8 protein-coding genes are annotated in these 13774 nt (G+C 57.2%); 7 read left to right on the top strand and 1 reads right to left on the bottom strand.

Translation table 11 applies throughout. The features are described 5' to 3' along the window. Positions 1-92: 92 nt before the first annotated feature. From mfd to IEW09_RS18585, 5 genes are all read left to right on the top strand, one after another. A complete protein-coding gene (mfd, locus tag IEW09_RS18565) occupies positions 93-3785 on the top strand; it encodes a transcription-repair coupling factor (RefSeq protein ID WP_188555756.1) in 3693 nt (1230 codons plus the stop codon). A 47-nt stretch (positions 3786-3832) separates the two neighbouring features. Beyond that, complete coding sequence (locus IEW09_RS18570) at positions 3833-5626, top strand: DUF885 domain-containing protein (RefSeq protein WP_188555757.1); 1794 nt, start codon at positions 3833-3835, stop codon at positions 5624-5626. A gap of 188 nt (positions 5627-5814) precedes the next feature. Further along, complete coding sequence (galU, locus tag IEW09_RS18575) at positions 5815-6702, top strand: UTP--glucose-1-phosphate uridylyltransferase GalU (protein ID WP_188555758.1); 888 nt, start codon at positions 5815-5817, stop codon at positions 6700-6702. A 188-nt stretch (positions 6703-6890) separates the two neighbouring features. Continuing rightward, the gene (locus tag IEW09_RS18580; RefSeq protein WP_188555759.1) at positions 6891-7940 is read left to right on the top strand and encodes an alkene reductase; all 1050 of its coding nucleotides are present in this window, start codon (positions 6891-6893) and stop codon (positions 7938-7940) included. 151 nt (positions 7941-8091) lie between these two features. Continuing rightward, a complete protein-coding gene (locus IEW09_RS18585; protein ID WP_188555760.1) occupies positions 8092-8571 on the top strand; it encodes a ferritin-like domain-containing protein in 480 nt (159 codons plus the stop codon). A gap of 95 nt (positions 8572-8666) precedes the next feature. Here IEW09_RS18585 and IEW09_RS18590 read toward each other — a convergent pair whose 3' ends face one another. Further along, on the bottom strand, positions 8667-9776 hold the full coding sequence (locus IEW09_RS18590) for a LacI family DNA-binding transcriptional regulator (protein ID WP_373282837.1): 1110 nt from the start codon (positions 9774-9776) through the stop codon (positions 8667-8669). Positions 9777-10054: 278 nt separating this feature from the next. Here IEW09_RS18590 and IEW09_RS18595 point away from each other — a divergent pair, with 278 nt between their 5' ends. Together IEW09_RS18595 and IEW09_RS18600 are read left to right on the top strand one after the other, a co-directional pair. Continuing rightward, positions 10055-11710, top strand: coding sequence for an alpha-N-arabinofuranosidase (locus tag IEW09_RS18595; RefSeq protein WP_188555761.1), 1656 nt, complete (start codon positions 10055-10057; stop codon positions 11708-11710). 322 nt (positions 11711-12032) lie between these two features. Next, complete coding sequence (locus IEW09_RS18600) at positions 12033-13637, top strand: ribulokinase (protein ID WP_188555762.1); 1605 nt, start codon at positions 12033-12035, stop codon at positions 13635-13637. Positions 13638-13774 lie beyond the last annotated feature (137 nt).

Consider the following 13774-nt stretch of genomic DNA (forward strand, 5'->3'; position numbering starts at 1 on the left):
CAGCCTTGCAGGTTATCTTGCCTGCGGGTGCAAGATATTACTCCACTCCTCCAACGCCTGAAAACAGCTGCTTCCACTAGAATCAACACAGCATGGTTCTTCCCTTCGTCCGCGAGCTGCTTGCGGACCTTGAGCACTCTGAGGCATTTGAGCGTGTACGCCGCCATCTGAGCGGGGGCACGGGGCGCAGACGTGTGTCCGGGTTGACCTCGACGGCGCGTGCGCTTTACCTGCCGCTGTTCGTTCGGGCAGCCAATGCTCCATGTGTCATTGTGGTTTCCGACAACAAGGCGGCGGAGGCTCTGCATGCCGCAGTGCTCTCGGCCTGCGAGTTGACGGGAGCGATGGACCCGGCACAGGTTTTGCGGCTACCTGCTCACGACGTTCTGCCGTTTGAAAATCTTTCTCCGCACCCTGAGATTCAGGAGACACGCGCGGCGACACTGTGGAAGATCGCCACAGGAACGATTCGGTTGGTGATTGCACCGGTTGAAGCCGCCTGCATGAAGTTATTTGCGCGTGACTTCTATAAGGCACTGGCACTGCACCTGAAGGTTGGCGAAGAGTATATGCCGGACATGCTGATCGAGCATCTACTTTCGGTCGGCTATACCCGCGTCGATGTGGTGGAGATGCCAGGACAGGTTACGTTGCGCGGCGGCATCATTGACGCCTTCTCGCCTGAGATGGAACGCCCGGTGCGCATCGACTTCTTTGGCGATGAGATCGAGTCGATCCGCACCTTCGACGCGGAGACACAGCGCAGCAGCAGTTCGCTCGATGAGGCGCTTCTGCTTCCGCTTACGGAAATTCCTGTCACCGAAAAGATTCTTACCGCGATCAATGCGCGGCTTACTCGCAGCGGCATAGCCGGTGCGACGATTGAAGGGGGCGAAGAGCCGGTCGAGTTGCAGACGCATATTGCCACACGCACCGGTGAGGCTACCGTTTTTCCCGGCTGGGAGTTTTTTGCGCCAGTTGCGGGTGCCACTCATACGGTTTTGGATTTGTTGGCGGCAAGCGGCCCTGCGCCACGTGTCTTTATCGAAGAGCCTGCAATGGTCAAGAATCAAGGCGAGCGCTGGTGGAACAAAGTCGAGCAGCGGCATGACCGCTCGGGCATCGGCAATCTGGTTCGGCCCGAAGATATCTATCTTTCCCCGTGGGATCTTGATGACAGGTTGCGCCGGTTCTGTGGCTGCGAATTAGATCAGCTTGGCGCGGTGGATGTGTTGGATGCCGATCGTAGCGATTTGTCGGAGGTGGACTTCACCACTCGCCCCACGCAGCGATTTCATGGCAGCATTCCAGCGCTGATCGATCAACTGAATGTGTTGATGAAGCAGGATGCGCGCATCCTGCTGACTGCTCCTAACCAGGGAGAGGTGGAGCGGCTCGCGGGACTGTTGCAGGAGTATCAAATTCCCTATCGGCTTGGCTCGCGCAACGAGCAACATGGCAGCTCGACGGTTTATTCGGAGTCGAGCTATCTGGCAGGAGATCTGCGCACACCGGTGATCGTGAAGACGACCATTGCGGCAGGTGTGCAGATACTTGATCTCGACAGGACTACTGCGCGGCAGGTTGTCATCTTTGGCGCGCAGGATTTATCGGACGACGCTGACGTGACGGTACGGACGGCACGGCGCGGCAAGTCGAAGGCTGCGGCGTTTATCTCCGACTTCCGCGATCTTGCTGTTGGCGATTATGTTGTGCACGTCGAGCATGGCATCGCGCAGTATTGCGGGCTGCGCGTGATTGAAGAGAACGATGCGCCGCCACTGGAGCTGATGATTCTGGAGTTTGCCGACGAGGCGAAGCTGTATGTTCCGCTGACGCGACTCGACCTGATTCAGAAGTACCGCAGTACCGATACAGGGCCTGCACCGCAACTCAACAAGCTGGGCACGCAGGGATGGCAGAAGACCAAGGCTCGGGTCAAAAAGGCAATGGCCGACATGGCTGCCGAGCTGCTGAAGTTGTATGCGCAACGCGAGTCGATTCAGGGCACACCTTTTTCGCCAGACACGAACATGCAGCGCGAGTTCGAGGACGCCTTCGACTTCAACGAGACTGATGACCAGTTGAACGCCATTACCGATATTAAGAGCGATATGGAGTCGGTGCAGCCGATGGACCGGCTACTGTGCGGCGATGTGGGCTATGGCAAGACAGAAGTTGCCATGCGCGCAGCGTTCAAGGCAGTGCAGGACTCGAAGCAGGTTGCGGTGCTGACGCCGACGACCGTGCTGAGCTTTCAGCACTACGAGACCTTCAAGCGCCGCTTCGCCAACTTCCCTGTCACCATCGAGATGATCTCTCGCTTCCGCACTGCGAAGGAGCAGAAAATCATTCTTGAAAAAGTCGAGCAGGGCAAGATCGATATCCTTATCGGCACACATCGCATCCTGTCGAAAGATCTGAAGTTTCAGGACCTGGGGCTGCTGATCGTCGATGAAGAGCAGCGCTTCGGCGTGCGGCATAAGGAGCGGCTGAAGCAGATGCGAACTGCAATCGATGTGCTGGCGATGTCGGCCACACCGATTCCACGGACGTTGCATATGTCGTTGATCGGCTTGCGCGATATGTCGGTGATTGAGACGCCGCCCAAAGACCGCATGGCGATTCAGACGATCGTCGCCAAGTTCGATGAGAAGCTAGTTCGTACTGCGATCGAGATGGAGTTGGAACGCGGTGGACAGATTTATTTTGTGCACAATCGCGTTGAGTCTATCTATGAGCTTGCGGCGAAGATTCGCGAGCTGGTGCCGCAGGCGCGAGTTGTGATTGGTCATGGTCAGCTTCCGGAGGCAGAGCTCGAGCGAGTGATGCTCGCCTTCATGAACCATGAGTACGATGTGCTGCTCGCTACCAGCATCATTGAGAATGGGCTGGATATTCCACTGGCCAACACGATCATTATCAATCGTGCAGATCGACATGGGCTGAGCGAGCTTTATCAACTGCGTGGCCGCGTGGGCCGCAGCAATCGTCGCGCATACTCGTATCTTTTGATTCCGCCAGAGAAGGAGTTGAGCGAGATATCGCGGCGCAGGCTGGCGGCGTTGAAAGAGTTCTCCGACCTGGGTGCGGGCTTCAAGATCGCTGCGCTTGATCTGGAGCTGCGCGGCGCGGGTAACATGCTGGGCGGCGAACAGTCGGGCCACATCGAGGCCATCGGCTTTGAGATGTACACGACGATGCTCGAAGAGGCGGTGCGCAAGATGAAGGGCGAGGAGGACAAGCCTGCGCATGCCAACACGGTGCTCAACCTCGGCATCAGCGTGCGCATCGACTCTGATTACATTCCCGAAGAGAACCAGCGCCTGCGCATGTATAAGCGCATCGCCGGTGCGGAGGACTTTGCTACGCTTGCCGATGTTCGTGCGGAGTTGCAGGACCGCTACGGCACGCCGCCGGAGTCAGTGTTCAACCTGCTGGCAGCGGGAGAGATTCGTCTGCAATGTGAGCTGCTTGGCATTGCTCAGGTCGACCGTAAGCGTACTCAGATCGAAGTGGGCAAGACGAAGACTTTTGTTGAGATGCTGCATTTGAAGTTTGCCGAACGGCTGTCCGGTGGAGCGCCTGCCACGGCTCCGGGGGTGGCCCCGGCGCGGGAACGAGGCGTCGATCCGGGAGTGTTGATGAAGCTCGTCAGCCGCAACACGAAGAAGGGAGCGCAGTTTACGCCGCAAGGTATTCTGCGCTGGCCGTTGACCAGCGCTAAGGCCGAAGATGTTATTGCGGAGACGCGGGCGCTGCTGGATGCGCTGGATGCACATTGATACGATCGCGAATTTTAAGTTCATACTTAAGTAAGGGACCAGAAAATATGCGTAAACGCCTCATCGCACTCAGTCTCACAATTGGAACTTTTCTTCTTATGCCTACTGCATCGCCAGCCCAACACATCTCTGCAGACGGTGCTCCCCAGACCTTTCAATACGTCTCCGATCAATATTTCAGCGACGTGTATTTTCACTTCTCTCCGACTGCGGGCACGAGTGCCGGATTGCACCAGTACGATACGCAGCTTGAGGACTACTCTGCTGCCGGAGTACAGAAAGAGATCGCTGCCCTTCACGAGTACGAGAAGAAGGTAGAGGCCATTGATCCCACTGCGCTCGATGCGAGTGTGGCCGGAGACCGCGAGATTCTGCTGAACAATATTCGTTCGCAGCTGCTGACGCTCGAAGTGATTCGCCCATGGGAGAAGAATCCCGACACTTATTCCTCGGGAGTTACCAACTCGATCTTCGTCGTTATGGAGCGGCCTTATGCTCCCGCGGATACGCGGCTGCATGCTGTGGTGGAGCGCGAAAAACTGATTCCGCAGGTGCTTGAGGAGGCGCGCAAGAACCTCAAGAATCCGCCGCGCATCTACACCGAGATCGCGCTTGAACAGATCGACGGGCTAGTCAGCTTTTTTCAGAACGATGTGCCCAGCGCGTTTGCGAGCGTTACCGATCCCGATACGAAGGCCGACTTCGCAAAATCCAATGCAGCGGTCATTGCGGCGCTTCAATCCTATGGCGCGTGGATGAAGAGCGATCTGCTTCCCCGCTCCAACGGTGATTTTCGTCTTGGAGCGGACACGTTCCGCAAGAAGCTTGCCTATGACGAGATGGTCGACATTCCGCTGGACCGCTTGCTACAGATAGCTTTTGCCGACCTGCACAAAAATCAGGCCGAGTTTGCGCGCGTAGCCAAAGAGGTCGATCCGACCAAGACACCGCAGCAGGTACTCGCCGAACTTGCCACCATTCATCCGGCGCCCGATCAGCTTTTGCCGGCGTTTCACAACACCTTCGATTCGCTAATTGCATTTATCAATGCGCATCACATCATTACCATTCCAAGCACAGTGCAGCCGACGCTTGAAGAGACGCCGCCGTTTATGCGCGCCACGACCTTCGCTTCGATGGACCCTCCGGGGCCGTTCGAGACGCACTCGACCAAGGCTTACTTTAACGTGACGCTGCCGGAGAAGAACTGGACAGCCGAACATGTTGCCGAGCACATGGCGAGCTTCAACGTGGGTACGATCATCAGCACCAGTGTGCATGAGGCTTACCCCGGCCATTATGTCCAATTTTTGTGGATGCCTGAGTTTTCGAGCAAGATTCGCAAGGTGCTGGGAGCCAACACCAACATCGAAGGCTGGGCTCACTACACCGAACAGATGATGCTCGATGAGGGCTACGACGCGCCCGGTCCCGATGCTACGCCTGCACAGATTCGAGAGTCGCATCTTGTTCGTCTGGGCCAGTTGCAAGATGCTCTGCTGCGTGATGCCCGTTTCGTCAATAGCATCAAGCTGCACACCGGCGAGGGCGAACCTGGCGGAAAGTGGACGATAGAGCAGGCCGAAGACTTCTTCGTGAAGGAAGGCTACCAGTCGCGCTCCGTGGCTGTGGTCGAGACGAAGCGTGGCACCTCGGACCCGACGTATCTTTACTACACGCTGGGCAAGCTCGAGATCATGAAGCTGCGGGCAGACATGATGAAGAAAGAGGGCGCGGCCTTCAATCTCGAGACCTTCCACAATAACTTCATGCGCCAGGGCTTCGCACCCATCAAGATCATTCGCAAAGCCATGCTGCACGATGACTCACCGGTGCTTTAAGCCAAAGAAGATGGATGCCCATTTACACTGGATAAGTCAATTGCCTGAAGCTGCGAGATAGATTTGCTCGTTTTATACAGGCAATTGGCTTAATCAGTTTTATTTTTTTGCTGTCCTTCAATGGATTGTCCTTTTTGTAACTCCTGCCTGCTAGCATTTTCCACAATCAATCTGCATCCAAGGAATCCATGACCCAAAAGACTCCTCAGAAGATTCGCAAAGCTGTTTTTCCAGCCGCAGGCATGGGCACGCGCTTTTTGCCCGCAACCAAGGCGCTGCCCAAAGAGATGCTCTGTCTCGTCGACAAGCCGCTGATCCAGTACGGCATTGAAGAGGCCGTGGCCGCAGGCTGCACCGAGATCATTATTGTTACCAGCCGCGGTAAAGGCATTATGGAAGACCACTTCGATCGCAGCCCCGAACTTGAGGCCTCACTCGAAGCCAAGAACAAGACTGCGCTGCTCGAAGTGGCACGCAGCGTCTCCAAGCTTGCAAAGATCACCTACACTCGACAGGCGGAACCTCTCGGCCTTGGCCACGCGGTGCTTCAGGCCAAGGAGATCGTCGGCAACGAGCCCTTCGCTGTTCTGCTGCCGGACGATATCGTCGATGCCTCGACGCCGTGCATGAAGCAGATGGTTGAAGCCTTCAACGAGACCCAGTGCAGCATTCTCGGCTCCGAGGTTGTGGAAGGCGCGGCGATCTCTGCCTATGGCTGCCTCGATTGCACGCCCGATCCTAAGAATCCTCGCCTGCTCGCGGTGAAAAACATGGTCGAGAAACCCAAGCCGGAAGAGGCGCCTTCACAGAACGCCATTATCGGCCGCTATATTCTTACGCCACGCATCTTCGAGATGATCGAAGGCATTACTCCCGGTGCGGGCGGCGAGCTTCAACTCACCGATGCCATCAAGGCTTTGCTGCAATACGAAAAAGTCTATGGCTTCAGCTACGAAGGCAAGCGTCACGATGCAGGCGACAAGCTGGGCTTCCTCAAAGCCACCGTCGAGTTCGCACTCAAGCGCGAGGACCTCGGCCCGGCCTTCCGTAGCTGGCTCAAATCCTTCCCCATCTAGCGTTTTCATAGGCTGTGGAGAGATTCCTGCGAGCCGAAATACAGGGGTCTCTCCATACGCCCTTCGGGCTCTGGTCGAGATGGTGTGGTCTTCGCTGCTTCTTCCCTTGCAGCACCGTTATTGCGCCTCGCACATCCAATCTTCCACGCGCCTTTGATAAGTAATCCGAAGGGCGCCAAGGAGTAGCAATGCCGTCACTCTTCGACCCAATTCAACTCGGCGACCTGCATCTGCCCAATCGCATCTTTATGGCGCCGCTTACACGTCTGCGCGGCACGCCCGACCACATTCCCACGCCGATCATGATCGAGTACTACACCCAGCGTGCCAGTGCCGGCCTGATCATCTCTGAAGGAACGCCCGTCGATCCGATGGGCGTCGGTTATGCCAACGTTCCCGGCATCTGGTCCAAGGAGCAGGTCGAGGCGTGGAAGCCTGTTACCGCCGCCGTACACAATGCTGGAGGCCATATCTTCGCGCAGATCTGGCACGTGGGCCGCATCTCCGATCCTGCCTTCCTCAACGGACAGCTTCCTGTTGCGCCCAGCGCCATTGCAGCGTCGGGAACGGTGAGCCTGCTTCGACCGCAGCGGCCTTTCCCTACTCCGCGGGCGCTTGAACTCAGCGAAGTAAGAGGTGTGGTCGAGGCGTTTCGCCGCGGCGCGCAAAACGCCCAAGCTGCCGGGTTCGACGGCGTGGAGCTGCACGGAGCCAATGGTTATCTACTCGACCAGTTTCTTCAGGACGGTTCCAACCACCGCGACGACGAGTACGGCGGCCCTATCGAAAATCGTGCCCGCCTGATGCTCGAAGCCGCCGATGCCGCTATCTCCGTCTTCGGTGCAGGCCGCGTGGGGATGCACCTGGCGCCGCGCGGCGACTCGCATGGCATCTTCGACTCCAACCTTACTGCAACCTTCAGTTACGTTGCACGAGAGTTGGGAAGCCGCAAGATCGCCTTCATCGCCGCACGCGAACACGTTGGCCCCGACAGCATTGGCCCGCAGCTCAGGCAGCTCTTCGGCGGCACCTTTGTTGCCAATGAAGCCATCGATCAGAAGACGGGCCAACAGTTGCTCGACGAGGGCAAAGCCGACGCTGTTGCCTTTGGCAAACTATTTATCGCAAACCCCGATCTGCCTGCTCGCTTCGCTAAACACTCGCCGCTGAATCGACCGGAGCCGAATACCTTCTACGCTCCCGGTTCACATGGCTATACGGACTACCCTTCTCTTTAAAGCTGAGACTTGACCACAGACAAGGCCGCGAGAATGACTCTCGCGGCCTTATCTATCTTCTCGGCCGGCACTTTTCCTATACCGTAAAAAACGCCGTCGAAATTTCCTGCATCTCACTCCACAAGAACCGTCACAGAAGACCGGAGAAGAGATGCCGACAGAAAAAACCAGCGCTGCCAAAACTTCCGTCACCCGCAAACAGCTTATCGATGCCCTTAACGAAGACCTTGCCCGCGAGTATCAAGCCATCATTGCGTACGTCAATTACTCCCAGGTGCTTAAGGGCGCGCAGTACATGAACATCGCCGCGGAGCTAGCCGTACACGCCGGGGAAGAGCTGGCGCATGCCATCACCATCGCCAACCAGATCGACTATCTCGGCGGCATGCCCTGCGTTACGCCGAAGCCGGTCAAGACCTCCGAGAAGGCTGTAGACATGCTTCACTTCGATCTCGAAAACGAAAACGAGACCATTCGCCAATACCGCCGCCGCGTTAAGCAGTGTGATGAGCTGGGCGAATTCGCCACTGCCGAACATATCCGCGATATCCTTCTGCAGGAGCAGGACCACCAAATCTCTCTGGCCACTGCCCTTGGCATCGATGTTCCCGATGTGGGTATTGCAGACTAACGTCGCGCGTCCGATTAAATCGCAACCGAAACAACAATGGCACCGGATGTCTCCGGTGCCATTGTCTTTCAAGAGGGCTAAATCCTTGCATCCGGTTATTTCTTGGCCCGAACTTTCTTAGGAAGGTCCTTCATCGCTCCGCGCGGGAAGCCGGTCGATTCCCTGACCACAAGGTCGGTCTGGATGTTGTACTCGTGCTTCTGCGCGGACTTCTCCGTTCCCTCCGCACAGGCTCGCAATGCAGTCACCGCAGCCTTTGCCAGATCGAAGCGCGACATCTGCACCGTCGTCAGCGGAGGGATGGTCACCTCGGCGATGTGAATGTTGTCGAAGCCAATGACCGAAAGATCGTCCGGCACGCGCAAGCCAGCACGGTACATGGTGTGCAGCACGCCGATGGCGGTCATATCGTTCGAGCACATAACCGCAGTCGGCATGTTCTTCTCTCCCAGCAGTTGCTGCATGGCCGCCATACCGCCTTCGAGCGTATGGTCTCCCGACAGAATCCACGCCGGGTTGGGCGCAATGCCACACTCCCGCAGCGACACCAGGAATGCATCGAGTCGCGATTCTGCCGAGTGCAGGCCCTCAGGCCCACGCACAAAGGCGATATTTCTATGGCCGAGCGCGGCAAGATGTTGCACGCCCTGGCGTATGCCGTGATGGTAGTCCACCTTCAGCACATTGATGCCGGGACCATCCGGCCCCACATCGATAAAGACCAATGGCACTTTGCGCTGGGCCAACTGGTCCAGCAGAGGCGCCTCGATACCGAAGGTCATAACCGCAACGCCGTCTACCTTACGTTCCAGCATGCGGCGGATGCAGTGCGACATGCGCTTGGGATCATGATTGGTTGAACTCACGAGGATCTCGTATCCGTGTTCGACGGCGATGTCCTCGAAGCCCTGAATGAGCTCAGGAAAAAATGGATTGGTGATCTCGGAGACGATCAGGCCCAGAATCCAACTACGCCCGGAGACCAGAGCTCGCGCCTGCGTGTTGGGAAAGTAGTCCAGCTCTTCAATGACTTCCCATACTCGCTTAGCAATCTTCGGGTTTACCGTCGGCACACGATTGATCGTTCGCGAGACGGTTGCAATCGAAACGTTGGCCAGACGCGCAATGGTGCGAATGTCCATACGTTCCGGAGTCTTCTTCGTCGTAGTACGCTTCTTCTTCGTGCCCTGTCCAAGATTGGCCATAGAGAGTATCAGGAATGCGTTTACAGGATAGCCTACGCGCCTAAAACGATTATGTAACCTGATAGCACCATATTGCCATCCTGCCTGGCGCAACGATCTCAATTTGCAGTCGTACAACCGTTTCCAAACAGCTTGCGGAAGATCGTCTCGAGTATCACCGTTTCTCCTTGAATGGAGCGCATCTTATGGAAACGTTTGCTGTTAATCCAACTCACCACTACAGTGGATGTGTCGATGGCAGAGATCATCGCTGAATTCACCGCATAGGAGAAGACCCCGTGGACCGTAGAAGATTCCTGCAGACATCATCACTCGCCGGAGCCGCATTCGCATTCACCGCCCGCACCGCATGGAGCGCAACCGCCGATGCGCACGTCGAAGTTCTGCTCGATGAGAGCGTTGGCATCATCGCTCCCGAGATCTATGGCCAGTTCACCGAACATCTTGGCGGCGTCATCTATGACGGTATCTGGGTAGGCGAAGACTCTCCCGTTCCCAACGTCCACGGAATCCGCAAGCAAATCGTCGATCTGATGAAACAGATTCACGTACCGGTCGTGCGCTGGCCGGGCGGCTGCTTCGCCGACAGCTACGACTGGCGTGACGGCATTGGTCCGCGCAAGGACCGACCAACCCGCACCAACTTCTGGGCTGACGATCCTGACGCGGCGCGGCTGAAGGGCAACGCGGTGCAGGCTTATGAGACCAATGCCTTCGGCACGGACGAGTTTATGCGCTTCTGTCATCTCAGCGGCGCCGAGCCTTACCTCGCCAGTAATCTGCGCAGTCTGCCAGCGATGGCTTTTTCGCGCTGGGTGGAGTACTGCAACTCTCCCGCTGGTTCCACTACGCTCGCAAAGCAGCGTGCGGCTAACGGTTCCGCTGCTCCCTACGATGTGAAGTATTGGGGCGTAGGCAACGAGAGCTGGGGTTGTGGCGGCAACTTCGAGCCCGAAGAGTATGCCGAGGAGTTTCGTCGCTTCACCACATGGGTGCCGCACTACGGCGTGCCGCTCTCTTTCATCGGCTCAGGCCCCAACGACAATAACCTTGAGTGGACCAACGGCTTCTTCGAGGCCCTGCGCAGAAAGAACTACATGCCACGCGAACTTCACGGATGGAGCGTTCATTACTACACCTGGAACCTGAGCATGGGGGAGACCACCGATTGGGTCGCGGGCAAGCGCGATGCGCTCGACTTCGACGAGACCGGATGGTACGAGCTTTTTCTGCAGGGACTCTATATGGAGGAGATCGTGCGTGCGCAGTGGGGGCTGCTGGGGGAGTTCGATCCTGGTCGCAATATCAAGCTCGTCGTCGATGAGTATGGCCCATGGTACAAGCCCGGCACGCAACTCGATCCTACACACCTGCTGGGCCAGCAGGTAACGCTGCGCGATGCCCTGCTGACGGCCATGACGCTCGACATCTTCAACCGCCATGCGGAAAAGGTGGGCATGGCTGCGTGCGCGCAACTGGTCAACTGCTTGAATGCCCTTTTCTTCTCACACGAAGATAAGTTCATCACTACACCGGTCTTTCACGTCTTCGATATGTATGCTGCACATCAGGGGGCTCAGTCGCTGCGCGTGAACTTCTCTTCGCCGCAGGTCCACTACCAGCGCAAGGGCAAACCAACGGCCCTCGCGGGACTGCTCGGGTCTGCCTCTATGCGCGGTAAAACCGTCACGGTAACTGCGACCAATCCTAACTTGAAAGATGCGAGACTGACCGAGATTGTGCTGCGCGGTTCCGCAAGGATTACATCTGCGGAGGCTTCGGTACTGACCGATGCCGACATGCACGCTCACAACACGTTCGAGCAGCCCAACGCCGTTCAACTCAAAAAGCAGGCCGTCGATGTTCAGGGAGACCGGCTGATCATCACGCTCCCGCCAGCCTCCGTCTCCAGCATTACGATTCAGCTCGCCTAAAGCTCCGCTTCTCCAACCCAAATGTTCCGGTTTCCATCCATTGCGCGATTGCAGTGGATGGGAACCGAAATGGAATAGGATCTTTGCGCCCGGGAAATTTCACAATCTCATGGAAAAACCATATTGACACTGGTAGAGGAATGAATATAGCGTTATTTTGGTAAACGTTTTCTTTAATATTTCACCAAAACGCTCTACTCTGAATTGATGGATTGTTCTTCTATGCACACTATGATCGTCAAGCTGGTCCGGCCCGTCGCCCTTTCAAAACAACGCTCTCTCACCAAGCATGATTCAATCCGCGAACGGGGACAATAACACCATGGCAATTGTTGCAGGAGTAGATTTCGGAACCCTCAGCGTGCGCGTCACGCTTCTCGATAGCGAGCGCGGCCCGCTCGGAACGGCAGTAGCGGAGTACCCTCTGCACCGTAAACGCGAAGATCCCGATTTCGCGACGCAATCTCACGCAGACCACATGCGCAACCTGGCCAAGGCCATGCGCGACGTGTTGGAAAAATGTAATGTCGCCGGCGACAAGGTCGAAGCCATCGCACTGGATACCACCGGCTCCAGCGTTATCCCGGTCGATAAGAACCTTCAGCCGCTCGACGAGTACTACCTATGGTGCGATCACCGCGCCAAACGCGAGGCCCGCGAGATCACCGAGGCCTGCCACCGCGACGGCATCGAGGCCATCGAGTGGTGCGGTGGCGTCTACTCGCACGAGTGGGGCTTCGCCAAACTGCTGCACTGGCTTCGCAATAATCCGGACAAGCGCGCCAACTTCGCCAGTGCCTTCGAGCACTGCGACATGGTCGCCGCGACTCTCGCGGGCATTACCGATCCGCATAAGGCAAAGCGCAGCGTCTGCGCGATGGGCCACAAGTGGCTCTGGAACCCCAAGTGGGGCGGCTTTCCTCCGCAGGCGTTTCTCTCGAAGCTGGATCCGCTGCTCGACGGCGTTGTCAATAAGCTCTCCGGCGAATACCTCACCTCCGACCATCTCGCGGGACATCTCTCCGAACACTGGGCAGCGGAGCTGGGCCTGCGTGCAGGCATTCCTATTCCCGTTGGCGCGTTTGACGCGCACTGGGACGCGATTGGCGCGGGCTGCCGCACCGGCGACGTCGTCAACGTCATCGGCACGTCTACGTGCATCATTGCGATGCAGCCGGATATCAGCCTCATCCCCGGCGTTTGCGGAGTCGTTCCCGGCAGCGTCCATCCTGCCTATGCTGGTGTCGAGGCGGGCCTTTCGGCCACTGGCGATATCTTCGAGGCCATCGCCCGCCGCGCCGGAACTACGGTGAAGTCGCTGGCCCAGGGCATCGAGAAGAACCGTCCCGGTCAGACCGGGCTACTTCGGCTTACATGGGACAACGGTGACCGCACCGTTCTGGTCAACGCTGATCTTGCCGGAATCACCATCGGCTGGAACCTGCTGACCACCGCGCAGGATGAGCTCTTTGCTGCCATCGAAGGTACGGCCTTCCATACGCGCATCATCCTTGAGCGCATGGCTGAACATGGCGTTCCGGTGGAGCGCGTGGTGAACGCGGGCGGCATACCGCAGAACAACGCGACGCTCAACCAGATCTACGCGAACGTGCTCAACAAGCCTGTCGTTGTTCCCGATGGCATTCCCACCAGTCTCGGTTCAGGAATCTTTGCCATGCTCGCAGCCGGCCTCTTCACTACGGTCGAAGAGGCGCAGGACAAACTCTGTCTCAAATATCGCACCTATAACCCTGATCCCGAAGCAGCGGTAATTTATGACAAGCTTTACCGCCATTACCGAGCGCACTACTTTAACTTCGGTGAAGGCTCATCCGAATCCGTAACCATGCTCGATACCTTCCGCGAGCTGCGCGAGATTGCGCACCTGAGCCATGCAAGCTCGCAGGAAGCTCTACTCAAGGCATAAATAACTTTAACAACGCCCGTTTGAGGGTTTAACGAGAGAGATGGAGAAGGTGATGTCGAAGCGAATGACGATGGGCGTGGTGGTAGGCAATCGTGGATTTTTTCCGAGCCATTTGGCGACGAGCGGTCGGTTGGAGA

Source organism: Edaphobacter dinghuensis, assembly GCF_014640335.1.
GTDB classification, from domain to species: domain Bacteria; phylum Acidobacteriota; class Terriglobia; order Terriglobales; family Acidobacteriaceae; genus Edaphobacter; species Edaphobacter dinghuensis.